Genomic DNA, 22,694 nt, shown 5'->3' with positions numbered 1-22,694 from the left:
CGCCGGCTCAGCGCTCGCTGTCCAGATGGGTCATCTGCCGGGGGTCGTAGCGGGTGCCCGCGACCTCCGCGGCCGGGACGGCCCGCTCGATGTCGGCGATGTCCGCGGCGGCCAGCGTCAGGTCGAGCGCGGAGAGCGCCTCGGTGAGCCGGTCCCTGCGGCGGGCGCCGATCAGCGGCACGATGTCGTCGCCGCGGGACAGCACCCAGGCGATGGCGGCCTGCGCGACCGTGACGCCCTTGCCGTCCGCGACCTCGCGCAGCGCCTCGACCAGGCCGAGGTTGCGCTCCAGATTCTCCCCGGAAAAGCGCGGGTTGTAGCTGCGGAAGTCGCCCGCCTCCGTGCCGCTGCCCCGGGTCCAGTGGCCGCTGAGCAGCCCGCGCGAGAGCACGCCGTACGCCGTCACGCCGATGCCGAGATCGCGGGCGGTGGGCAGAATCCGGTCCTCGATGCCGCGCGAGAAGAGGCTGTACTCGATCTGGAGGTCGGCGATCGGGGCGACGGAGGCGGCCCTGCGCAGCGTCTCCGCGCCGACCTCGGACAGCCCGATGTGCCGGACGTGCCCGGCCTGGACCAGCTCGGCGATGGCGCCGACGGTCTCCTCGATCGGCACGTCCGGGTCGACGCGGGCGATCCGGTAGATGTCGATGTGGTCGGTGCCGAGCCGGTTCAGGGAGTACGCGAGGAAGTTGCGGATCGCGACCGGGCGGCCGTCGTAGCCGCCGAAGCCGCCCTCGACATCGCGCAGCGCGCCGAATTTGACGCTGATGACGGCCTGGTCGCGGCTGCCGGGGCGGGCCCGCAGGGCGTCGCGGATCAGCAGTTCGTTCAGGCCCATGCCGTAGAAGTCGCCGGTGTCGAGCAGGGTCACGCCCGCGTCCAGCGCGGCGTGGATGGTGGCGACGGACTCGGCGTCGTCGGAGGCGCCGTACGCGCCGGACATGCCCATGCAGCCGAGGCCGAGGGCGGAGACGACGGGTCCTGTGGTGCCGAGGGTGCGGGTGCGCATCGGTGGGGGTCCCCTTCGGGGTCGTCGGCGGGACGGGTGTGCGCCTCCACCGTCACATGTGGACTGACAGATATCAACATCTGTCAGTCCACATGTCGTGCGACCGTGCCCCTGGGGGCCGTCCTCGGCCCGGGGCGGTGGGCCGGTCTTCTCGGGGGCGCGGGGCCCGGCGCCGGTTCGGGGCGGGGACTTCGGGCCGAGGTGCCCGTCGCTAGACGATTCTGCGCGGCAGCCGGGTGCTCAGCGCGACCGTTGCGACCACCGCCGCGAGCTGCGCGACCAGCGCCCAGACCAGGGCGTCCCGTACACCGATCGAACCGGACAGGGTCAGGAACAGCGTGCCGAGAGTGGCCACGCCCAGCGCGAGGCTGGACTGCTGGGTGGTCGCCATCGCGCCGCTGCCGACCCCGGCCTGCGCGGCCGGCACCTCGCTGAGCACGATCCGGAGCACCACCGGCAGGACGAAGCCCTGGCCGAAGCCGATCACGGCCATGCTCGGCGCCAGCTCCGCGATGCTCAGACCCGTGCCGCCGTAGTGGAAGGTCGCGGCCAGCGCCACCAGGCCGACGCCCTGGACCAGCGAGCCCGCGGTCACCACACGGCGGCCGAAGCGGGCCACCATCCGCGGACCGAGCAGCGAGGCGGCGAAGAAGGCGGCGCACAGCGGGGCCAGCGCGGCCCCCGCCTCCAGCGCCCCGAAGCGCAGCCCGTCCTGCATGGCCACCGCCACGACGAACATGAAGCCGCCGAAGCCGAGGCAGAAGGGCACGATGAGCAGCAGACCGCTGCGCACGCTGTGGACGCGCAGCAGCGACGGCGGGATCAGCGGATTGCCGCCGTCGCGCTCACCGCGCCGCTCGACCGCCACGAAGGCCGCCGCGGCGAGCGGGAAGACCGCGAGCAGCACCCACGACCACAGCGGCCAGCCGGCCGCCCGGCCCTCGGTGAGCGGCAGCAGCAGGGTGATCAGCGTGACCGCGAGCAGTGCGGTGCCGGGCTTGTCGATACGGGCCGGGTGCGCGGACCGCGTCTCCGGCACCGACTTCAGCGCCAGCGCCAGCGCGACGGCCGCCACCGGCACGTTGACCAGGAAGATCGCCCGCCAGCCGCTGCCCGCGATGTCCGCGGAGACCAGCACCCCGCCGAGCACCTGGCCGACGACGCTGGCGATGCCCGCGGTCGCGCCGTAGTAGCTCAGCGCCTTGCCGCGGGCGCCGCCCGAGGTCGCGGACTGGATGGTGGCCAGCGCCTGCGGGAGCAGCAGCGCGGAGGCGGCGCCCTGGGCGACGCGGGCCGCCACCAGGGTCCAGGCGGAGGGGGCGACACCGCAGGCCAGCGAGGTGACGGCGAACAGGCCGAGGCCCCACAGGAAGAGATTGCGGCGGCCGAACATGTCGCCGAGCCGCCCGCCGAGCACGAGCAGCACCGCGTAGGCGACGCCGTAGCCCGCGACGACCATCTCCAGGACCGCGGGTCCGGCGTGCAGGTCGCGGTCGATGGTGGGCAGGGCCACGTTGACGATGAAGAAGTCCACCATCGGCAGCGCCGCGCCGAGCAGCACGGTCAGCAGGCCGAGGGAGCTCAGGCCGGGGGCCGGGGCGGGGGAGTGCGAGCGGGTGGGGACGGAAGAGTTCCGGGCGGGCGCCCCGATGCGGGTCACGCGGGGGAGCACCTGAGCCCGGGAGGTCATGGTGGGTTCCATTCGGTCGGTCACATGGTCCACACTGGACCCGTTCTCAGGGTGGTACCAGAGAGCGTTTATCCAGGTATACGCACCACCTGGCAACCGGCTGCCGGATCGGGCACTCTGGGAATATGACCGCAGACGCCAGCGCTTTCCCGCCGAGCACCGTGACCCCGGGCCCGGGCACTGTCGCCCCGGATTCGGGCGCCGTTTCCCCGGATTCGGTCCCCGTTCCCGCGGGGACGGGGACCGTGTCGCCGGACTCGGCCGCCGCCCCGTCGGGTCAGGGGAACGTCTCGCTGGACGTCTCCGGGGCCGATGTGCCCGAGGCCGCCGCCGCGGAGAGCCGCCGCCAGGAGCTGGCGTCCTTTCTGCGCAGCCGCCGGGAGCGGATCTCACCGGACCAGGTCGGGCTGCCGCCCGGCCGTCGGCGCCGGACGCCCGGACTGCGCCGCGAGGAGGTCGCACAGCTCGCCGCCGTCGGGGTCACCTGGTACACGTGGCTGGAGCAGGCGCGGGAGATCCAGGTCTCCGGGCAGGTCGCCGACGCCATCGCGCGCGCCCTGATGCTCGACCACAACGAGCGCAAGCACCTGTTCACCCTCGCCGGGACCGCCGACCCGCACCCGCACCTGGAATGCCCCGGCATGTCACCCGCGCTGCTCGCCATGGTCGACCAGCTCGCGCCGCTGCCCGCCGCGGTCGTCAACAGCCGGTACGACGTGATCGCGTACAACCGCACCTACGGCCGGCTGGTCAGCGACCTGGACGCGCTGCCCGTCGAGGACCGCAACGTCATGTGGCTGTCGTTCACCGACCCGCTGTGGCGCGAGCGGATGGTCGACCGCGAGGAGAGCATCCGGCTGATGGCCGCCAAATTCCGCGTCTCGATGGCCCAGCACCTGGCGGAGCCCGCCTGGCGCGAGCTGCTCAAGCGGCTCCAGCAGAGCTCGCCCGACTTCCGCGAGATGTGGGAACGGCACGAGGTGCTCCAGCCCGACGGCCACATCAAGCGCTATCTGAACCCCGAAGTCGGCCTGCTCTCCTTCGACTTCACCCACCTGTGGCTCGGCCCGCAGCAGGGCCCCCGCCTGACCACGTACACCCCGGCCGACGACCTCACCCGCGAGCGCCTCAACCGGCTGCACGCGCTGGTCTCCGCGCAGGAGCGGCAGCCGATCGCGGGCTGATCCGCGAGCGAGCCCCGGCTTCCGGCCGCCGGCGGACCCGCTTTCCGGCCCCCCTCCGGCCCCCCTCCGGCCCCCTCCGGCCCCCCTCCGGCCCCCCGCGCCTCCTCGGCACGGGGGGCCGGACGCGTCTGCGGATTTGGAATATCCACACAGACCCATGACAGGTGTGGCGTTTCCATAGGGAGCCTATGGGAGGGAATGCCCGCTTCCTGCTCCTCTAGGTGATCAACTCGTCACGCTGTGGTCATATTTGGTCGCTCATCGGCCACGGAATGTCTCATTCGGACACTCTTCCTCGCGCAGCCTCTTGTGGCATTGCGTGGATACAGGTATGAATTCCACACGAAGCAAAAGTGAGGTTGGCACGGAAGGGCCCGCGATGAGCGTTAACGGCACATCCGCGCACTTCGCGGAGGAACGTCGGCGAGCGCTGCTCGACCAGCTCAAGGCCAACGGGCGGCTCGAAGTCGTCGCCGCGGCCGACCGGCTGGAGGTGACGTCGGAGACGATCCGCCGCGATCTGGTGCTGCTGGAGCGCCGCGGTCTCGTCCAGCGGGTGCACGGCGGAGCGATCCTCCTCGACCGTGAGCACCTCGTCCCCGACCTCCAGTCGCGCAGGCGGCTGATGGCGGTGGCGAAGGACCTGATCGCCCACGCCGCGGTCAAGCACATGCCCGACGAGGGCGCGGTGATCATCGACGCCGGGACCACCACCGGCCGGATGGCCGAGATATTTCCCGGCGGTCCCTCGCTGGTCGTCATGACCAACAGCCTCCAGGCGGCGATCGCGCTCGCGGGCAAACAAGGACTCAGCGTCCACACCCTCGGCGGCCGCGTCCGGGCCAACACCCTGGCCGAGGTCGACGCCCCCGCGCTCGGCGCCATCGCGCGCGTCCACGTCGACGTCGCCTTCATCGGCACCTACGGGGTCTCGCCCCGGCACGGCTTCTCCACCCCCGACCCGGCCGAGGCCGCGGTCAAGGAGGCGATGATCCGCGCCGCCAAGCGGACCGTCGTCCTCTGCGACAGCAGCAAGATCGGCAAGGACCACTTCGCCCGGTTCGCCGACACCTCCCAGCCCGATCTCCTGATCACCGACGCCGACGCCCCACCGGAACTGCTGCGGGCCCTGGAGATCTCCGGGCTGGCGATCGAAGTGGTTCCGATCCCATGACAAGCGATCCCGCAGACACCGCCGCCACGGCGACGTGTACCACCGCAAAGGAGCGAGGTATGCCTTCCACAGTCCTCACGTCAAGGGCGAGGGCAGCGGTCATCGCTGCCGCGTGCATCGGGCTCGGGCTCGCCACCGCGTGCGCGCCCTCCAACGACGGCTCCGGCGGTGACAGCGGCGCGGCCGACTCCGGGCAGAGCCAGGACGTCAGCCAGTTCGTCACCGCGGTGCAGGCCGCGCAGAAGGGTCCCGAGTCCTTCGCGGGACCGACCGACAAGCCGGTCACCGTGCCCAAGGACATCAAGGTCGCGATCATCCCGTGCGGTGTCGCCATCGGCGGCTGCAACACCCCCGCCGAAGCGGTCAAGGGCATCGTGAAGACCCTCGGCTGGAAGCCCACGATCTACGACGGCCAGTCCAACGCCCGTACCCAGAACAACATGATCCTCAACGCCGTCTCCAACCGGGCCGATGTGATCGCCACGGTCTCCATCGACTCCAAGCTCGTCCAGCAGGGCCTGGAGGCAGCCAAGAAGGCCGGGATTCCGGTGATCTCGATGAACAACGGCACCGGCTCCCCCAACCCCAAGCCCCAACTGGAGCCCGGCCAGATCGACTTCGACCTCGACGTGGCACCCGACTACGGCGCCAACGGCCGGATGCAGGCGGACTGGGTGATCGCCGACTCCAAGGGCACCGCCGTGGTCCAGCCGGTCATCACCAGCGAGTACCTGTCCAACACGGTCACGTACAACGCCTTCGTCGCCGAGATGAAGAAGTGCGCGGCGTGCAAGGTGCTCAAGCCGGTCAACTTCACCACCGACGAGATCGCCTCGGGCGCCCTGGGCACCCGTACCGTCTCGACCCTCCAGCAGCACGCGAACGCCACCTACGTCTACACCGGCTTCGACGCCGCCGCCGCGGCGGAGGTCAACGCGATCAGGCAGGCCGGTCTCGGCGCCAAGGTCAAGCTGGTCAGCGCGGTCGGCGACCCGATCAACCGGCAGTTCATCCGCGAGGGCGACATCCAGGGCGCGACCGTCATCGAGATCCCCTCGCTGTACGGCTACGCGACCGTCGACCAGATGATCCGCACGGTGCAGAAGCAGCCCGCCGTCGAACCGGCCAACGAGGGCGCGATCACGGTCCTGCTCACCAAGGACAACATGATCGGCAACAACGACCAGTGGAAGCTGCCGTTCGACGTCGCCGCCGAGTACCACAAACTCTGGGGCACGAAGTGACCACCCGGGCAACCGATGAGGTCATGGCGGCGCGCTCGCTGTGCAAGACCTTCGGTGCCACCCAGGCCCTGTGGGACGTCTCACTCGGCCTGGTCCCCGGCGCGGTGCACGCGCTGGCCGGGGCGAACGGCTCGGGCAAGTCCACCCTGATCAAGATCATGAGCGGGGTGTTCGGCCCGGACAGCGGCCACCTGCTGGTGGACGGCGCCCCGCAGGAGTGGTCGTCGCCGATGGACTCCCGCGCGGCGGGCGTCGGCGTCGTCCACCAGGAGGCGCCGCTGGTCGACACGCTCAGGGTCGCGGACTGCGTCGCGCTGCTCGGCGGCTTCGAGGGCGTCCCCGCCCTCGGGCTCAGCCACCGGGCGCTGGTACGGCGCGCGCAGCGGCTGCTCGACGAGCACGAGGTGCCGGTCGACGCCCGTACCACCTGCGCCGAACTCGGCCCCGCCGAACGGGCGATGGTGTCCCTCGCCGTCGCCACCGGACAGGGCAGCCGCATCCTCATCCTCGACGAGGTCACCGCCTCGCTGCGGCAGGACGACGCGGAACAGGTCCTCGGCCTGGTCCGCAGGCTCGCCGACCGGGGCACGGCGGTCCTCATGGTCACCCACCGGATCGGCGAGATCACCCAGTACGCCGACCGCCTCACCGTGCTGGCGGCCGGTCGTACGCAGTACGAGGGACCGTCCGCCGAGGTCAGCGCGGCCCGGATCATCGAGTACATGCTCCCTGAGCAGCGGCTGGCCGCCGAGCAGGCGGCCGGGGCCGGGCACCGCAAGGAGCCCGCCGCCCCCGGCTCCCGCGAGGCGTACGGCGCGGGGGCGCCGCCCGTGGACGGCGCGGACCGGACTCTGATGGAGGTCCGCGGGCTGACCGGCCACCGGCTCGACCCGCTGGACCTCGACATCCGCGCGGGCGAGATCGTCGGCGTCACCGGCCTGCCCGACTCCGGCGTGGACGAACTGCCGTATCTCCTCGCGGGCGGCGTGCCGCCCCGCTCGGGCACCGTCCGCTTGCGGGGGTTCGAACCCACCCGCGCCTGGACCGCTTCCACCGCCCGCAGGCAGGGCGTGGCGCTGCTGCCCAGGGACCGGCTCTCGCACGGCGGCGTCGCCGTCCTGAGCGTCGCCGACAACATCGCGCTCCCCTCGCTGCGCCGGTTCTGGCACCGCGGGTCGGCGCTGCGGGAGGCGATCGGCCGGGTGATCCGCGAACTCGACGTACGGCCGCGCGACCCCTCCGCCTCCCTCGGCAGCCTCAGCGGCGGCAACCAGCAGAAGGTGCTGCTCGGCAAGTGGCTGTCGACCGACCCGAAGGTCCTGGTGCTCGACGAACCGACCAACGGCGTCGACCCGGGCGCGCGGCTCCTGATGTTCGAAGCGGTCAGGAAACGCGTGGACCAGGGCATGGGCGCGGTCCTGTTCTCCTCGGAGTTCGAGCAGCTCACCGCGTACTGCGACCGGATGGTGGTGCTGCGCCCCGGCGCCGGGGCGCAGGAGATCCCCGTCCCCGACAACCCCGTCAAGCTGGCCAGGATCGTGGCGAGTCCACAGGAGGACGGTCCGAGATGAGCAGAGAAGATCTCGACACAGCGAAGCCCGACGCGCTGACCGGGGGCGCCGTGACCGCCGACCGGCAGCCGGCCGCCGACCGGCAGCCGGTTGCCGGGCGGTCCCACGGCGCCGGCCTCCTGCGTACGATCGGCGAAGCCCTCATCCAGCGCTACGCCCAGATCGTGCTGCTGGTGGTGCTGATCGTGGTGTTCAGCATGGCCACCCCCAACTTCGCCACCCGGCAGAACTGGACCTCGCTGCTGGTCAGCCAGTCCGTGATCGCGCTGATGACGCTGGCGGTGCTCTTCCCGCTGATCGTCGGCGAGTTCGACCTGTCGGTCGGCTATCTGCTCGGCTTCTGCGCGATGCTCGGCGCCTATCTGACCGGCCAGGGCTGGCCGGTGACCGCGGTGTTCCTCGCGATGGCCGGCTGCGGGGTGGTGGCCGGTGCCTGGAACGGTGTGCTCAACGTGGTGTTCGGCATCAACTCGTTCATCGCGACCCTGGGCATGGGAATCGTGCTCTCCGCGATGACCCTGATGCTCAGCAACGGCGCCATCCTCACGACCGTTCCCGGCCTGGCCAAGACCCTCGGCCGCGGCTACGCGGTGCAGGTCGCCTGGGCGGTGTGGATCGTCGCGATCGTGGCCGTCATCTGCTTCTACCTGCTCCAGCACACCCCGGTCGGCGCCCGGCTGTACGCGATCGGCGGCTCCGAGCGCGTGGCGTTCCTGGCCGGTGTGCGCACCGGCCGGTACAAGATCCTCGCCTTCGGCTGCGCCGGCGGGCTGGTCTCGCTGGCCGCCGTGCTCCAGCTCGGCCAGGCCGGTTCCGTGACCCCCAGTCTCGGCCCCGACCTGCTGCTGCCCGCCTACGCCGCCGCGTTCCTGGGCGTCACCACCTACCGTCCGGGCTTCTACAACGTGCCCGGTGTGATCGTCGCGATCCTGCTGCTCGCCGTCGGTTTCAACGGCTTGAGCCTGCTCGGCGTCCCGTTCTGGGTGCAGCCGCTCTTCAACGGCCTCGCCCTGCTGGTCGCCGTCCTCGCCGCGCGCTTCGTCGCCCGCCGCAGGACCGGTGAACGCCGGGGTCCGGCATGACCCGCCCGTCCGGTCGGCCGCTGCCCCACCCCCTCTCGAAAGGACACACGATGACTGACGTCCCCCATCCGCTCCTGGTCCTGGCCATGGACCACCGGGCGGTGATGCGCGGGCTGTTCGGTGACGCGGTGCCGGCCGCCGAACGCCGGGAGGCGTTCGGCCGGGTGAAGGACCTGGCCTTCGACGCGCTGGTCCGCACGATCGCCGAAGGCGGCACCGACCCGGCCAACCTCGGGGTGCTGATAGACGAGGAGTACGGCGAACGGACCATCCCCCGCGTACGGGAGGCCGGTTGCTGCCTGGTGCTGCCCGTCGAGGAGAGCCGGTCCCCGGTCTTCGACATCAACACCGGCGAGTTCGTCCTCACCGGCGGCGACGACTTCGCCGCCCGCCTGGACGCGCTCGGCCCGGACATGGTCAAGGCGCTCATCGTGCACAACCCCGAACTGCCCGCCGGGCGCAGGGCCCGGCAGACCGCCCGCGCCCGCCAGGTGCTCGACTGGTGCCTGGCCAACCGGCGGCCCTTCATGCTGGAGATGCTGGTCCCGCCGACCGACGCGCAACTCGCCGCGGAAGGCGGCGACAAGGAGCGCTGGCAGCGCGCGCACCACACGGAACTGCTGCTGCGGACGGTCTCGGAGTACCAGGACGCGGGCGTGTGGCCGCACGTGTGGAAGCTGGAGCCGCTGGCCGCCGAGGCCGACTACGCGGTGGTCGCCGACCACTGCCGGGCCGGGGCGCCGTACCCGACCTCCCTGGTGCTGCTCGGCGGCGGCGCGGACATGGACGCGGTCGCGGAGTGGGTGCGGCAGATCCGCGGGGTGGACGGCTACATCGGCTTCGCCATCGGCCGCAGCCTGTGGATCGACGCCTTCGACGGCTATCTCCGCGGGGACCTCGACGAGGAGCAGGTGGTCGCCTCGATCGCAGGCCGGCTGCGACGGCTGGTCACCGCGTACTCGCTCGGAGAGGACGTGCCGAGCGCGGCGCGCTGACCGGACCGTGCCGTGGCCGTACGGACGGGCGCGCGACCGGTAGACAGGACAAAGCGGCGGATTCCGGATCTTCGGCTGAGGAGGCTGTGATGGCAAGGACGGCATGCGTCGTCGGCGTGGACATCGGCACCACCACGGTGAAGGTGTGCGCCACCGACGAGCGCGGCCACGAGCTGGCGGTGGTCAGGGCCGACACCCCGTGGCGGCTCGCCGCCGGGACGACGGTGCTCGGGCACGAGGACCTGTCCGGCGCGCTGGACGGCCTCTTCCGGCAGCTCGCCGACCGCCTGCCCGGCCGCCACGCGCTCGCCGTCGGCTTCGCGGGCATGGCCGAGGCAGGGTACGCGCTCGCCGCCGACGGCACACCCGTCGCACCGGCCGTGGCCTGGTTCGACACCAGCGGGGCGGACGAACTGGCCGCTCTCCTCGCCGAACAGGGCGACGGCTTCACCGCCACCACCGGCCTGCGGCCCACCACCCGCGCCTCGGCCGTCAAGGTGGCGTGGCTGCTGCCCCGACTGGACGGACGGTCGGCGTCGTCCGCTGGGCCCCGGACGGTTACGTCCACCGCTTCCGGTACGAGGTCCGGCCCGACCGGCAAGGCCGTGAGCTGGCTGAACGTACCGGAGTGGGCCGCCCATTGGGCGGGCGGCCGGGCCACCGCCGAGTGGTCGCTCGCCGCGCGCAGCGGCTTCATGGACGTCACCGCCCGCGAGTGGTGGAAGCACGGCGTGGACCGGGCGGGGCTCGACCCCGCCGCGATGCCGGAACTGCTGCCCGCCGGGTCGCCCACCGGCACCGCGCGGGCCGGTCTGCCGCTGGTCGGCGGCGCGGTCGTCACCGTCGCGGGCCACGACCACCTGGCGGGCGCGATCGGCGCCGGGGCCGTACACCCCGACGACTGCTTCGACAGCCTCGGCACCGGGGAGGCGCTGATCCGCTCCCGGCCCGCCGCCAAGGACCCCGGCCCGCTGACCCGGGCGGTGGCCGCCGGATTCGAGCGCGGTCCGCACATCGTCCCCGGCCGCGACTACCTCTTCGGCGTCCTCGGCACCGGACGCCTGCTGCGCGCCCTTCTCGACGACCGGCTCGGCGCCGAACGGACCCTCGCCGACGTCGACGCGCTCGGCAGGGCCGCGGCCCGCCTGCCCGCGACCGGCCGCGCGGCCGAATTCGCCGTCACCCTCGGCAGCGCGGCCCGGCCGATGGCCCAGCTCGACCCGGCCGCCGTGGTGGCCGCCCTCCGCGGACTGCCGGACGCCGAGGCGTGGGCCGTCCTGGTCGAACTGACCTCCTGGCGCTGCCGCGACGCGATCGGCCTGCTCGACGCGCTCGGCGGCCCCGGCAACGCGCTGATCGCCGCGGGCGGCTGGTACACGTCCGGCTACATCAGGGCCGTCCGCGCCCGCGTGCTCGGCTCGGTCCGGCTGCCCGTCGGCGCCGAGGCCGGCGCCTGCGGCGCCGCCCGGATGGCGGCGCTGGCCTGCGGACTCATCCCCGACCTCGGCACCTGGATCGACGACTGGACGGAGTTCACCGCATCATGACGTCCCACCCCATCACCGGGCACACCCGGATCTACGCGCACTTCGCCGACCCGGTGGCCCATGTGCGCACGCCCGAGGTGATGAACCGCTTCTTCCGCCAGCGCGGCATCGACGCGGCCGTGGTGCCGTACCAGGTCGGGGTCGAGGACCTGGCGCAGGCGGTCGCCGCGGCGCGCGCCTGGAAGAACCTGGCGGGCATCGGGGTCACCATGCCGCACAAGGAGCACATCGCCGGGCTGCTCGACGACCTCACCGAGGATGCCGTCAGGGCCGGGGCGAGCAACGTCATCCGCAGGCTGCCCGACGGGCGGCTGCTCGGCGGGCAGTACGACGGCCCCGGCCTGGTCGCGGGGCTGCGCGCGCACGGGGTGCGGCTGGAGGGCGCGCGGGTGCTGCTGCTCGGCGCGGGCGGCAGCGCGCGCGCCGTCGCCATGGCGCTGGCCGCCGCGGGCGTCTCGCACCTGGCCGTCCGCAACCGGACCACCGCCCGCGCCGTCGCCCTGGCCGAGCAGGTCGGCCGCCACTACCCGGCCGTGCGCTGCGAGGTGCGCGAGCGGGACTCCGCCGCCGACGTCGACGTCCTGGTCAACACCACCTCGGTCGGCATGCGCGCCGCCGATCCGCTGCCCGTCGACCTCGCCGCGCTCAGCCCCGCCACGGCCGTCAGCGACATCATCATGAAGCCCGCCAGGACCCGGCTGCTCGACCACGCGCGGCGCGCGGGATGCACGGTCGTGCCCGGCGTCCACATGCTCCTCCACCAACTCGGGCCGACCGCGGACTTCCTCGGCCTCGAACCGACCCTCGAACCCTCCGGCGAACCCGATCCGCCGGACCTCGCCGATCCGCTCGCGCACGCGAGCGATGCCGCGGAGGTGGCGTGATGCGTGCTCTCACCCTGCGGGGCGCCCATGACGCGGCGCTCGGCGAGACCGACGAGGAAGCGCTCGGCGCCGATGACGTACGCGTCGCGGTCGCGCGGGTCGGTCTCTGCGGCTCGGACACCCACTTCTACGCGCACGGGCGGATCGGCGCCTTCCGGCTCACCGGGCCGCACGTGCTCGGCCACGAGGCGTCCGGCACCGTCCTGGAGACCGGTGACCGGATGACCGACCTCGCCCCCGGCGACCTGGTCGCCGTCGAACCCGGCCTCTGGTGCGGCCGGTGCCGCGAGTGCCTGGCCGGTACGTACAACCTCTGCGCGCGGATGCGCTTCCTCGGGATGCCGCCGCACGCCGGGCTGGCGCGCGAGCGGGTGGTGCTGCCGCGCCGCGCGGTGCACGCCGTCCCCGCCGCGATGACCGCCACGCGGGCGGCCCTGCTCGAACCGCTGTCGGTGGCCGTATGGGCCGTCGGCCGGGCCGCCGTACTCCCCGGCGAGCAGGTGCTCATCGCGGGCGCGGGCCCGATCGGCACCCTGGTGGCGCGGGTGGCCCTGGCCGAGAAGGCGGGCCGGGTGATCGTCGCGGACGTCGACGAGCGCCGACTGGCCCGGCTCGCGCACTCCACGCCCGGCGTGGAGACCGCTCACGTCGGCGCCGACCCCGGCACCGCCTTCCAGGACGTGGCCGCCGACCTCGACTGCTACCTGGAGTGCTCGGGCGCGCCCACCGCGCTGGACGACGGGATGACACGGCTGCGGCCGCGCGGCCGGGCCGTACTGGTCGGAGTGCCCGCCGCGCCGACGATCACGCTGTCGTCCACCCTGATCCGCTACCGCGAACTCACCCTCACCACCGTCCACCGCTACGCCCACACCTGGCCGCGCGCCATCGAGCTGGTCTCCAGCGGCGCGGTCGAGGTCGACGACCTGGTCTCCGACCACTACGCGCTGGAGGAGGGGCCGAAGGCGCTGGCCGACGCGGCGGCGGGCAGGGTGGCCATGAAGGCCATGATCTCGGTGGACGCGTCATGACCGGCACGCGGGGCGAGGAGCCCGACGGGGGCCGGGAGGACGGGACATCCGGTGCGGCCTCGGCTTCGACGGCCGGGGTTTCCGGTACGTCGGATGCGTACGACTCGGCTTCGGGTACGTCGGATGCGTACGACTCGGCTTCGGGTGCGGCGGCCCTCACCGGCACCACAGGCACCGCCGAGGCCGTCGTCGGCGAACTGGGCGCCGTGGCGCGGCAGACGCCCGAGCGGGTCAGGGACGCCGCCGCGCTGGTGACCCGGGGCCGGGTCTTCTCGCTCAACTGGGACCTGGCCCTGCCCGATCCGCCGATCCTCGGCAGGGGCCGCCACACGCACACCCGTATCGACCTCGGCAACGGCTTCGACGACCGCCTCGACTCCTTCTACCCGCAGGGGTCCTCGCAGTGGGACGGGCTGGCGCACGTGCGCGGCCCCGAGGGCACCTATTACGGCGGCCACCGGGCCGCCGACATCGCGGCGGCGGCGGGGCCGCTGGGCATCGAGCACTGGGCGCGGCGCGGCATCGCGGGCCGCTTCGTCCTGGCCGACCTGGTCGGACATGGGCGGCACGGCGGCGACTGCTCCCGCGGGGTCGCCTACACCGCGGCCGACGTGACGGCCGCGCTCGCCGCGCAGGGCACTCAACCGCGGCCCGGCGACGTCCTGTTGCTGCACTTCGGCTGGACCCGGTGGTACGAGGGGCTGGACCGGGCGGCGCGCGAGGCGCTGGCGGCGGAGGGCTTCTTCGCCTCGCCGGGCCTAGCCGTCGATCAGGAGACCAGACGGTGGCTGCGCGGCCTGGAGCTGTCCGCGGTCGCGGCCGACTGCCCCGCGGTGGAGGCCATGCCGTTCGACATGAGCGGGCCCGAGACCTTCCTGCACCACACGCTGATCGCCGAACTGGGGCTCGCGGTGGGCGAGTTGTTCGACCTCGCGGCCCTGGCCGAGGACTGCGCCCAGGACGGCGTCCACGAGGGGCTGTTCACCGCGGCCCCGCTCCACCTCACCGGCGCGGCGGGCTCCACCGCCAACGCCCTCGCGCTGAAGTGACGCGGGGACCCGTACGACCCGAAGGAGCTGACGGCGCCGGGGCCACCGGGGCCACCGGGGACCCGACGCCACCGAGGACCCGACGCCACCGACGATCCGACGCCACCGAGGACCCGATGCCACCGACGACTTCCGACGGCCCCAACGGCCTTGAGAACCACAGGAGATGACCGACAGCATGGACGTCCTGGAGATTCAGTCCCTGGTGGGCGGGCGATGGACCGGCGCCCCGACGGCGGTACGGGACAATCCGGCCGTCCCCGGTCAGCGGGTCAGCCTCAGCGCGGACCTCGACGCCGCCACCGTGGAGCGCGCGCTGGACGCCGCCCACGCCGCCGCCCGCGACTGGGGACGCACCCCGGCCCCCGCCCGCGGCCGGATTCTGGAGCGGGCCGCCGCGCTCCTCGACGACCGCGCGGACGAGGCCGCCCGGGACATCACCCGCGAGGAGGGCAAGACCCTCGCGGAGGCGCGCGGCGAGGTCGCGCGGGCCGCCGACATCCTCCGCTTCTACGGCAGCGAGGGCTGGCGGATCGGCGGCACGACGTACCCCTCGGCCGCGGGCACCGACCTGGTCTACAGCCGACGCGAACCGCTGGGCGCGGTCGCGGTCATCACTCCCTGGAACTTCCCGATCGCCATCCCCGCCTGGAAGTCCGCGCCCGCCCTGGTCAGCGGCAACGCGGTGGTGCTCAAACCCGCCCAGATAGCCCCCGCGGGCGCCTGGCACCTGGCCAGGGTGCTCCAGGAAGCCGGCCTGCCCGACGGGGTGTTCACCCTGCTGACCGGCTCCGGCGCCCGGATCGGCGCCCAACTCGTCGCGTCGCCGCGGATCGACGCGGTCACCTTCACCGGCTCGGTGGGCGTCGGCGCGGGCATCTACACCGCCGCCGCGCCGCGCCGCATCCGGGTGCAGCTCGAACTCGGCGGCAAGAACGCCGTCGTGGTCTGCGACGACGCCGACGCCGCGGTGGCCGCGCGCATCGTCGCCGCGGGCGGCTTCGGCCTCACCGGCCAGGCGTGCACCGCGACCAGCCGGGTGATCTGCCTGCCGGGCGTCAAGGACGCCTTCCTCGACGCCCTGCGGGAGGAGGCCGCGGCCTACCGGCCCGGCGACGGACTGACCGACGGCGTACGGATGGGCCCTGTGGTCAGCGGCGCCCAACTCGCCACCGATCTGGGCTACGTGGACAAGGCCCTGGCCGAGGGGGCCAGGACCGTGGTCGGCGGCGCGGACCCGGACGGCCTGCTGTTCGGCCCCACGGTGCTGACCGGCGTGCGGCCCGCCGACACCGTCGCCCAGGAGGAGGTCTTCGGCCCGGTGGTCGCGGTGCTCGACGCCACGGGCCTCGACCAGGCCATCGACCTGGTCAACGACTCCCGCTTCGGCCTGACGGCCGGTGTGGTCACCAACGACCTGGACACCGTGCACCGGTTCAGCTCCGAGGTGCGGGCCGGAGTGATCAAGGTGAACCGGCCGACCAGCGGGGTCGAGCTGAACGTCCCCTTCGGCGGGGTCGGCGACTCCTCCACCAACACCTACCGCGAGCAGGGACAGACCGCCGTGGACTTCTTCACCTGGACCAAGAGCGTGTACCAGGCGTCAGCGCCCGGCAGCGCGTCATGACCGGCCCGCGGGCGGACGCGGAGGGGAAGCCGCCACGTCCGCGGGCCCGGGGGGAGGCCGACCGGCCGCACCAAGGGGGGAGCGGCCGGTCGGCCCGATGTCCTGGCCGACGAATGACCTGGCCGACGAATGTCCTGGCCGACGAATGTCCTGGCCGACGAATGTCCTGGCCGACGAGTGACCGGACGCGCGTGCGCCGCCGCGCCCGACACGGCGCGCACCGGCGAAAACGCCCGGCCGACCGCGCAGGCGACGGCGCGCGGGCGCCGTACATCCACCCGGACGAGCGGGTGGACAGCGGCGCGTGGGAGCCGGTCTGCCCGGCCGAGGCGGTCTACTACGAGGACGGCCCGCCCGACGACCGGCGCGGGCACCTCGCCGCCGACCGGGACTCCGCCGCGTGACGGGGCAGCGGGCGGCGCCGGAGAGGTGGGCGGGACCGGTACCGACGCCCCGCCGGCCGCGGGGTGCCGCCGTCGTGGTGACGGCGGCGGGACACGACCTCGCGGCGACGACCTCGTGGCCCCGCCGTCCGGACGCGGCGGGGAAGCGACGACAGGAACGGAACGAACGCGATGGACAAGCCGAACGCACCCCACGGGCCGGGCGACGCGGCGGGCGGCGCCCGCCGCCTGCGTGAACTGCTCGGCCCCAGCGTGCGGTTGGACGCGGGCACCCGTGCGCTGTACTCCTCCGACGCGTCCAACTACCGGGTGCCCCCGGTCGCCGTGGTGCGCGCGGAGTCGGCGGCGCATGCCGTCGACACCGTCGCCCACTGCCACCGGCTCGGGCTGTCCGTGGTGGCACGCGGCGCCGGAACCTCGGTCGCGGGCAACGCGATCGGCCCCGGCGTGGTCCTCGACCTCACCGCGCTCGACGCGGTCGCCGAGATCGACCCCGAGCGCCGTATCGCGACCGTGGGCGCCGGTACCGTCCAGGCCCGCCTCCAGCGCGAGGCCGCGCCGCACGGCCTGCTGCTCGGGCCCGACCCGTCGACCGCGGACCGCTGCACCATCGGCGGGATGATCGGCAACAACGCCTGCGGCGCGCACGCCGTGGCCTGGGGCAACACCCGTGACAATGTGGTGTCCGCCCGGCTGCTGCTGGCCGACGGCCGCCAGGTTACGGCCGATCAGCACGGCACGTCGAACGCGGAGTTGAACACCCGGCTGCGGCAGACGGCCGACGCGCACCTCGCCGTCCTGCGGACCGAGTACGGCCGCTTCCCGCGCCAGGCGTCCGGCTACGCGCTGGACGCGCTGCTGCCCGAGCGCGGCTTCGACGTGATGAGTTCGCTGGTCGGCTCGGAAGGCACCCTGGCGCTGGTGCTCGACGCCACCGTACGGCTGGTGCCCGGGCCCGCCGCCCGCGCGCTCGCGGTGCTCGGCTTCCCCGACATGCCCGCCGCCGCCGACGCGACCCCGGCGCTGGTGGCCCTGGGCCCGCTGGCCGTCGAGGGCATGGACCGGCGGCTGGTCGAGGTCGTGGTCCGCCGTAAGGGGGCCGCCGCCGTGCCCGCGCTGCCTCGCGGCGCGGGCTGGCTGCTGGTGGAGACCGGCGGCGCGAGCCTCGCGGAGGCGGAGCACGCGGCCCGCGCCGTACTGGCCGCGTCCGGCGCGGTGGACGGCCAGGTGGTGACCGACCCCGGCCGGATCGCCGCGCTGTGGCGGATTCGTACCGACGGGGTGGGCCTGGCGGGCCGCACGCCCGGCGGGGCCGACGCCTGGCCCGGCTGGGAGGACGCCGCCGTACCGCCGGAACGGCTCGGGGCCTACCTGCGGGACCTGGACGCGCTGCTCGGGCAGCACCACTACGACGGCCTGCTGTACGGGCACTTCGGCGACGGCTGTGTGCACGGCCGCTTCGACTTCGGTCTGCGGGACGAGGGCGGCGCGGCCCGGATGCGGGCGTTCCTCGAGGACGCCGCCGACCTGGTGGCCGCGCACGGCGGCTCGATGTCGGGCGAGCACGGCGACGGCCGCGCCCGCGGCGAATTGCTCGCCCGGATGTACTCGCCCGCCGCGCTGGGCGCCGCCGCCGCGGTCAAGGCGGTCTGGGACCCCGGCGCCCTGCTCAACCCCGGTGTGCTGGTCGACCCGGCGCCGCTCGACGCCGACCTGCGGGTCCGGCCCCAACTGCCCGTCGTCACCGGCGCGTTCGCCTACCCGCACGACTCCGGCGACCTCACCCGCGCCGTCCACCGCTGCGTCGGGGTCGGCAAGTGCCGCGCCGACCTCACGACCTCGGGCGGCGCGATGTGCCCGTCGTACCTCGCGACGGGGGAGGAGCGGCACTCCACCCGCGGCCGGGCCCGGCTGCTCCAGGAGATGATCAGGGGCGACCTGGTGGACGGCGGCTGGGCCGACCCGGCGGTGCACGAGGCACTGGACCTGTGCCTGTCGTGCAAGGCGTGTTCGAGCGACTGCCCGGCGGGCGTCGACATGGCCACGTACAAGGCGGAGGTGCTGCACCAGCGCTACCGGCGCAGGCTCCGCCCGGTGACGCACTACTCGCTGGGCTGGCTGCCGCGCACCGCCGGGCTCGCCACCCGGCTCGCGGGTGTCAGCAACGCGCTGCTCGGCAACCGGTGGGTCGGCGCGCTGGTCAAGCGGCTCGGCGGGATCGACGGACGGCGCGGGCTGCCCCGCTTCGCCCGCCACACCTTCCGGGCGTCCTTCCGCGCCGACCGCGCCGACCGCGCCGACCGCGCCGACCGCGACGCCCGCGCCGACCGCGACGCCCGCGACGCCCGCGCCGACCGCGACGCCCGCGCCGACCGCGCCGACCGCGACGCCCGCGCCGACCGCGCCGACCGCGGCCCGCGCCCGTCCCGCCCCCGCGTGCTGCTGTGGGTGGACAGCTTCACCCAGTCGTTCTCGCCCGAGGTCGGCACGGCGGCCGTTCGCGTACTGGAACAGGCCGGATACGCCGTTGAGTTGACCGGCCGTCAGGTCTGCTGCGGACTGACCTGGATCTCCACCGGCCAGCTCGACGGCGCACGCCGACAACTGCGCCGTACGTACACGGCACTTGAGCCGGCCGTCGCCGACGGTGTGCCCATCGTCGGCCTCGAACCGTCGTGCACGTCCGTGCTGCGCCGGGACGGCGTCGAGCTGCTGCCCGACGACCCCAGGGCGCGGCGGGTGGCCGATCTCACCGTCACCCTGGCCGAGTTGCTGAGCCGTACGCCCGGCTGGAGCCCCCCGGACCTGTCGGGCGTCCGGACCGTCGCCCAACCGCACTGCCACCAGCGGGCGGTGATGGGCTGGCGGGCGGACGAGGAACTGCTGCGCACGGCGGGCGCCGACGTCACGGCGGTCGGCGGCTGCTGCGGACTCGCGGGCAACTTCGGTGTGGAGCGCGGCCATTACGACGTCTCGGTGGCCGTCGCGCGGACCGCCCTGCTGCCCGCGCTGGAGACGGCGGAGCGCACCGGACCGGTGCTGGCCGACGGATTCTCCTGCCGCACCCAGATCGACGACCTCGCGGCCGGCGCCGGAGCGGTCCACCTGGCCCAACTGCTCGCGTCCGCGCTCGACGCGTCCGACGGCCGGGCGGTGAAGGACGGCGACGACGGTTGAGACGGTTAAGGGGGGACGCTCAGGGGGGGCAACGGTTCGGCGGGCGACGCCGTGACGACGTCAGACCGGCTCGGCCACCTGCACCTCAAGGCCGGCGCCGCGCAGTTCCGCGAGCTGCGTGGCGCTGATCCCCGAGTCGGTGATCAGCAGGTCAGGGCCGTCCACGGGCGCGAAACGGGAGAACAGCGCGGTGCCGATCTTCGAGTGGTCGCACAGCACCACGACCCGCCGGGCGGAGGCCATCATCGTCCGCTTGACGGCGCTCTCGGAGACGTCCGAGGTGGAAAAGCCGTGGTCCACCGTTATCCCCGAGGTGCCCAGGAACGCGACGTCGACCTTGACCTCGTCCAGCGCCCGCAGCGTCAGCATCTCGACCTCGGCGAGCGTGTCGTTGCGGACGCGCCCGCCGGTCGTGTAGACGGCCGCGCCCGGCTTGCCGGTCATCGTGACGGCGATGGGCAGTGAGTTGGTCATCACCACCAACTGCGGCCCGCCTGCGTAGAGATCGGCGAGCCGTCCGGTGGTGCTGCCCGCGTCGATGAGCACCGCGCCGCCGGTCGGCATGTGCGCGAGCGCCGCCGCGCCGATCGCCGTCTTCTCCTCGGCCATGATCCGGGTGCGCTGGGCGAGACCGGGGATGCCGTGCTCGTTGTCCAGCAGGATCGCGCCGCCGTGCACCCTGCGCAGCGCGCCGGTCTGCTCCAGCTCCACCAGGTCCCTGCGCACCGTCTCCGCGGTGACCTGGAACCGCTCCGAGATCTCCACGACGGTCAGCCTGCGCCGCTCCCTGAGCAGTTCCACCAGGGCCCGTCGGCGCTCGGTGGGGAACGCGGGCCTGGCCTCCTCGGCAGCGCGGTCATCGGCTTCTGGCGTCACCGTCCAGACCTTAGACCATCACCCCCTCGGGGACGGGGACAGCCGGCCGGTCGCGGCGGTGGCTGAAGCGGTGGTCGCGGCGGCGGCTGAAGCCGTGGTCGAAGCGGTGGTCGAGGCGGGCTCAGTCCTGGGCCGCCAGGGCCGCCACGATGCGGTCGAGCGCCGTCAGATCGGCGGCCGACAGGGCGCTCAGCGACTCCGGCGGGGCGCCCATGATGGCGTTGGCGCGGTCCGCGGCGGCGTGGCCCTCGGCGGTGGCCGTCACGATCTTGGAGCGCCGGTCCGCGGGGTGTTCGTGCCGCTCGACCAGACCGCGCTTGGCGAGGTCGTCCACCACCAGCGTCGTGTACGGGCGGTCGGAGGAGAGCTCGGCCGCCAACTCGCTGAGCCGGGCGGGAGAAGCGGCGACCCGGCGCAGCACCTTGACCCGGAAGAAGCTCATGCCCAGCGCTTCCGAGGTCTCCTTGCGGCGCTCGTTGCGCTCCAGTACGTAGGTGCGCAGATTGCGCCAGATCCGCTCCGCGGTGGCATCGGCCGTGTCCGCCGGGCCGACCGTGTCCGTACGGCCGGTTTCCCCGCCGCCGGAGACAGCGTCAACGGAGACAGCGTCAACGGAGGCCGTACGACCGGCGGAGACCGTAGGACCGGAGCCCGTACCGACGGGAGGGCCGGAGACCGTACCGACGGAACTCGTGGCTTCTGGCGTCGTCGTCATGAGGTGCTCACCGGGATTCGGGGGGTGTCGTCTTCTTCGGGCACGAGCAGATCGGCCGCGCGTTCGGCCGTACCGCGGGCCCAGCGTCCGGTGGTGAGCGTACCGATGAGCAGGACGGAGGCGCCGCAGCCCGAGATGATCCACCAGGCGGTGGTCTGCATTCCGGCGGCCAGCGCGGCGCCGATCACGGCGACGCCCAGCGACTGGCCGATCTGGCGGCTGGTGGACGCCACGGCCGCCGCGACCCCGGCCTGGGCGCGGGGCATGCCGGACACGGCGGTGTTGGTGATCGGGGCGTTGACCAGGCCGAAGCCGATGCCGAACAGGACGTAGGAGGTGAACAGCAGGGCGTTGGACGACTCGGCGTCCAGCACCGCGAAGATCACGCCGCTGGCCGTCATGGTGAGACCGGCGAGCACCAGCGGCAGGCGCGGGCCGCGCGAGGCGACCAGCCGCCCGGACAGCGGCGCGAAGACCAGGCACATCACGGCCATCGGCAGCATGTAGAGCCCGGCGTCGAGGGCGGACAGGCCCCGGTCGTCCTGGAGGTAGAGGGTGTTGAGGAAGAGGAAGCCGCCGAGCGCGGCGAAGCCGCTGACCGCGATGAGGGTCGCGCCGCTGAATGGCGCGCTGCGGAAGAAGCGCACGTCGATCAGCGGGTCGGTGCGCCGCTTCTCGTACCGCGTCAGGCCGAGCAGCGCGAGCACCGTGACGACGAAGCAGCCGACGATCAGCGGGGAGGTCCAGCCCGCGCCCGAGCCCTCGATGATGCCGTAGGTGAGCGAGCCCAGCAGCGCGATGACCAGCACCTGGCCGACCGGGTCGACGCGGCGCGGCCGGGGCGCGCGGGACTCGGGGATGTAGCGCGAGGTGAGGATCAGGGCGAGCACGCCCACCGGCAGGTTGATCCAGAAGATCGACCGCCAGCCGACGGTCTCCACCAGCGCGCCGCCGACGATCGGTCCGGCCGCCATGCTGATCCCGACGACACCGCCCCACACGCCGATGGCGCGGGCCCGTTCGCGGGCGTCGGTGAAGGTGTTGGTGATGATCGACATCGCCACCGGGTTGAGCATGGAGCCGCCGACCGCCTGGATCATCCGGAAGGCGATCAGCCAGCCGAGACCGGGCGCGAGGCTGCACAGCAGCGAACCGAGCGTGAAGAAGACCAGCCCGATCCGGAAGATCTTCTTCCGGCCGAGTCGGTCGGCCGTGGAGCCGGAGAGCAGCAGCAGTGAGGCGATCACCACCAGATACGCGTCGATCGTCCACTGGAGGCCGGAGACGGAGGCGTGGAAGTCCCGCCTCATCGACGGCAGCGCCACGTTCAGGATCGTGTTGTCCAGGCTGACGATCAGCAGGCTCATGCAGCAGATCCCCAGGATGAGCATCCGACGCCGGTGCGTCAGCTCAGGCATGCGTCCGGGCTCCTCTT

Annotated in this window: 18 protein-coding genes; 13 read left to right on the top strand and 5 right to left on the bottom strand. The window is 73.5% G+C overall.

The annotated features are described in order from the left end of the window. Nucleotides 1–7: 7 nt before the first annotated feature. A complete protein-coding gene (locus ACIP4Z_RS02285; protein WP_401304390.1) occupies nucleotides 8–1,009 on the bottom strand; it encodes an aldo/keto reductase in 1,002 nt (333 codons plus the stop codon). Nucleotides 1,010–1,220: 211 nt separating this feature from the next. Next, complete coding sequence (locus ACIP4Z_RS02280) at nucleotides 1,221–2,699, bottom strand: MFS transporter (protein WP_391160256.1); 1,479 nt, start codon at nucleotides 2,697–2,699, stop codon at nucleotides 1,221–1,223. Nucleotides 2,700–2,944: 245 nt separating this feature from the next. Between ACIP4Z_RS02280 and ACIP4Z_RS02275 the strand changes: the two genes are divergently transcribed. The 13 genes from ACIP4Z_RS02275 (at nucleotide 2,945) to ACIP4Z_RS02215 (ending at nucleotide 19,668) form a co-directional block, all read left to right on the top strand. Beyond that, nucleotides 2,945–3,883: a helix-turn-helix transcriptional regulator gene (locus tag ACIP4Z_RS02275; protein ID WP_401304386.1), complete on the top strand. Its 939-nt coding sequence runs from the start codon at nucleotides 2,945–2,947 to the stop codon at nucleotides 3,881–3,883. Between the two features lie 379 nt (nucleotides 3,884–4,262). Further along, complete coding sequence (locus tag ACIP4Z_RS02270) at nucleotides 4,263–5,057, top strand: DeoR/GlpR family DNA-binding transcription regulator (RefSeq protein WP_401304383.1); 795 nt, start codon at nucleotides 4,263–4,265, stop codon at nucleotides 5,055–5,057. Between the two features lie 59 nt (nucleotides 5,058–5,116). Then, nucleotides 5,117–6,301: a sugar ABC transporter substrate-binding protein gene (locus ACIP4Z_RS02265; RefSeq protein ID WP_401304381.1), complete on the top strand. Its 1,185-nt coding sequence runs from the start codon at nucleotides 5,117–5,119 to the stop codon at nucleotides 6,299–6,301. Continuing rightward, nucleotides 6,298–7,872, top strand: a complete 1,575-nt coding sequence (locus ACIP4Z_RS02260; protein ID WP_401304378.1) for a sugar ABC transporter ATP-binding protein — start codon at nucleotides 6,298–6,300, stop codon at nucleotides 7,870–7,872. The genes ACIP4Z_RS02265 and ACIP4Z_RS02260 overlap by 4 nt, the downstream gene beginning before the upstream one ends. Continuing rightward, complete coding sequence (locus tag ACIP4Z_RS02255; protein ID WP_401304375.1) at nucleotides 7,869–8,954, top strand: ABC transporter permease; 1,086 nt, start codon at nucleotides 7,869–7,871, stop codon at nucleotides 8,952–8,954. Before ACIP4Z_RS02260 ends, ACIP4Z_RS02255 begins: the two co-directional genes overlap by 4 nt. A gap of 50 nt (nucleotides 8,955–9,004) precedes the next feature. Further along, entirely contained in the window at nucleotides 9,005–9,949 is a 945-nt protein-coding gene (locus tag ACIP4Z_RS02250) for a 2-deoxy-5-keto-D-gluconate 6-phosphate aldolase domain-containing protein (RefSeq protein ID WP_401304372.1), read from the top strand. An 89-nt stretch (nucleotides 9,950–10,038) separates the two neighbouring features. Then, on the top strand, nucleotides 10,039–11,496 hold the full coding sequence (locus tag ACIP4Z_RS02245) for an FGGY family carbohydrate kinase (RefSeq protein WP_401304370.1): 1,458 nt from the start codon (nucleotides 10,039–10,041) through the stop codon (nucleotides 11,494–11,496). Beyond that, complete coding sequence (locus tag ACIP4Z_RS02240; RefSeq protein ID WP_391047439.1) at nucleotides 11,493–12,380, top strand: shikimate dehydrogenase family protein; 888 nt, start codon at nucleotides 11,493–11,495, stop codon at nucleotides 12,378–12,380. The genes ACIP4Z_RS02245 and ACIP4Z_RS02240 overlap by 4 nt, the downstream gene beginning before the upstream one ends. Beyond that, nucleotides 12,380–13,411 carry an alcohol dehydrogenase catalytic domain-containing protein gene (locus tag ACIP4Z_RS02235; RefSeq protein WP_401304367.1) on the top strand — a complete coding sequence of 344 codons (1,032 nt, stop codon included), beginning with the start codon at nucleotides 12,380–12,382 and terminating at the stop codon, nucleotides 13,409–13,411. Before ACIP4Z_RS02240 ends, ACIP4Z_RS02235 begins: the two co-directional genes overlap by 1 nt. Continuing rightward, nucleotides 13,408–14,460 carry a cyclase family protein gene (locus ACIP4Z_RS02230; protein ID WP_401304364.1) on the top strand — a complete coding sequence of 351 codons (1,053 nt, stop codon included), beginning with the start codon at nucleotides 13,408–13,410 and terminating at the stop codon, nucleotides 14,458–14,460. Before ACIP4Z_RS02235 ends, ACIP4Z_RS02230 begins: the two co-directional genes overlap by 4 nt. A gap of 166 nt (nucleotides 14,461–14,626) precedes the next feature. Then, entirely contained in the window at nucleotides 14,627–16,087 is a 1,461-nt protein-coding gene (locus ACIP4Z_RS02225) for an aldehyde dehydrogenase family protein (protein ID WP_391047433.1), read from the top strand. Nucleotides 16,088–16,248: 161 nt separating this feature from the next. Continuing rightward, the gene (locus ACIP4Z_RS02220; RefSeq protein WP_401304360.1) at nucleotides 16,249–16,491 is read left to right on the top strand and encodes a ferredoxin family protein; all 243 of its coding nucleotides are present in this window, start codon (nucleotides 16,249–16,251) and stop codon (nucleotides 16,489–16,491) included. Between the two features lie 171 nt (nucleotides 16,492–16,662). Further along, a complete protein-coding gene (locus ACIP4Z_RS02215) occupies nucleotides 16,663–19,668 on the top strand; it encodes an FAD-binding and (Fe-S)-binding domain-containing protein (RefSeq protein ID WP_401304358.1) in 3,006 nt (1,001 codons plus the stop codon). Nucleotides 19,669–19,728: 60 nt separating this feature from the next. Here ACIP4Z_RS02215 and ACIP4Z_RS02210 read toward each other — a convergent pair whose 3' ends face one another. The 3 genes from ACIP4Z_RS02210 to ACIP4Z_RS02200 all read right to left on the bottom strand — a co-directional run bounded on the left by ACIP4Z_RS02210 (nucleotide 19,729) and on the right by ACIP4Z_RS02200 (nucleotide 22,677). Next, a complete protein-coding gene (locus tag ACIP4Z_RS02210; protein ID WP_391047428.1) occupies nucleotides 19,729–20,544 on the bottom strand; it encodes a DeoR family transcriptional regulator in 816 nt (271 codons plus the stop codon). A gap of 121 nt (nucleotides 20,545–20,665) precedes the next feature. After that, nucleotides 20,666–21,259 carry a MarR family winged helix-turn-helix transcriptional regulator gene (locus ACIP4Z_RS02205; RefSeq protein WP_401304355.1) on the bottom strand — a complete coding sequence of 198 codons (594 nt, stop codon included), beginning with the start codon at nucleotides 21,257–21,259 and terminating at the stop codon, nucleotides 20,666–20,668. Further along, on the bottom strand, nucleotides 21,256–22,677 hold the full coding sequence (locus tag ACIP4Z_RS02200) for a DHA2 family efflux MFS transporter permease subunit (RefSeq protein ID WP_391047423.1): 1,422 nt from the start codon (nucleotides 22,675–22,677) through the stop codon (nucleotides 21,256–21,258). Before ACIP4Z_RS02200 ends, ACIP4Z_RS02205 begins: the two co-directional genes overlap by 4 nt. Nucleotides 22,678–22,694 lie beyond the last annotated feature (17 nt).

It is taken from the genome of Streptomyces sp. NPDC088910 (assembly GCF_044749865.1).
Classification (GTDB): domain Bacteria; phylum Actinomycetota; class Actinomycetes; order Streptomycetales; family Streptomycetaceae; genus Actinacidiphila.
This window is presented reverse-complemented; position numbering and strand designations above follow the sequence as displayed.

What these genes read in the sequence shown, in the direction of transcription:
- ACIP4Z_RS02285 (WP_401304390.1), bottom strand. Translation starts at nt 1,009, where the DNA reads ATGCGCACCCGCACCCTCGGCACCACAGGACCCGTCGTCTCCGCCCTC.
- ACIP4Z_RS02280 (WP_391160256.1), bottom strand. Translation starts at nt 2,699, where the DNA reads ATGACCTCCCGGGCTCAGGTGCTCCCCCGCGTGACCCGCATCGGGGCG.
- ACIP4Z_RS02270 (WP_401304383.1), top strand. Translation starts at nt 4,263, where the DNA reads ATGAGCGTTAACGGCACATCCGCGCACTTCGCGGAGGAACGTCGGCGA.
- ACIP4Z_RS02265 (WP_401304381.1), top strand. Translation starts at nt 5,117, where the DNA reads ATGCCTTCCACAGTCCTCACGTCAAGGGCGAGGGCAGCGGTCATCGCT.
- ACIP4Z_RS02255 (WP_401304375.1), top strand. Translation starts at nt 7,869, where the DNA reads ATGAGCAGAGAAGATCTCGACACAGCGAAGCCCGACGCGCTGACCGGG.
- ACIP4Z_RS02250 (WP_401304372.1), top strand. Translation starts at nt 9,005, where the DNA reads ATGACTGACGTCCCCCATCCGCTCCTGGTCCTGGCCATGGACCACCGG.
- ACIP4Z_RS02245 (WP_401304370.1), top strand. Translation starts at nt 10,039, where the DNA reads ATGGCAAGGACGGCATGCGTCGTCGGCGTGGACATCGGCACCACCACG.
- ACIP4Z_RS02240 (WP_391047439.1), top strand. Translation starts at nt 11,493, where the DNA reads ATGACGTCCCACCCCATCACCGGGCACACCCGGATCTACGCGCACTTC.
- ACIP4Z_RS02235 (WP_401304367.1), top strand. Translation starts at nt 12,380, where the DNA reads ATGCGTGCTCTCACCCTGCGGGGCGCCCATGACGCGGCGCTCGGCGAG.
- ACIP4Z_RS02230 (WP_401304364.1), top strand. Translation starts at nt 13,408, where the DNA reads ATGACCGGCACGCGGGGCGAGGAGCCCGACGGGGGCCGGGAGGACGGG.
- ACIP4Z_RS02225 (WP_391047433.1), top strand. Translation starts at nt 14,627, where the DNA reads ATGACCGACAGCATGGACGTCCTGGAGATTCAGTCCCTGGTGGGCGGG.
- ACIP4Z_RS02220 (WP_401304360.1), top strand. Translation starts at nt 16,249, where the DNA reads ATGTCCTGGCCGACGAGTGACCGGACGCGCGTGCGCCGCCGCGCCCGA.
- ACIP4Z_RS02215 (WP_401304358.1), top strand. Translation starts at nt 16,663, where the DNA reads ATGGACAAGCCGAACGCACCCCACGGGCCGGGCGACGCGGCGGGCGGC.
- ACIP4Z_RS02205 (WP_401304355.1), bottom strand. Translation starts at nt 21,259, where the DNA reads ATGACGACGACGCCAGAAGCCACGAGTTCCGTCGGTACGGTCTCCGGC.
- ACIP4Z_RS02200 (WP_391047423.1), bottom strand. Translation starts at nt 22,677, where the DNA reads ATGCCTGAGCTGACGCACCGGCGTCGGATGCTCATCCTGGGGATCTGC.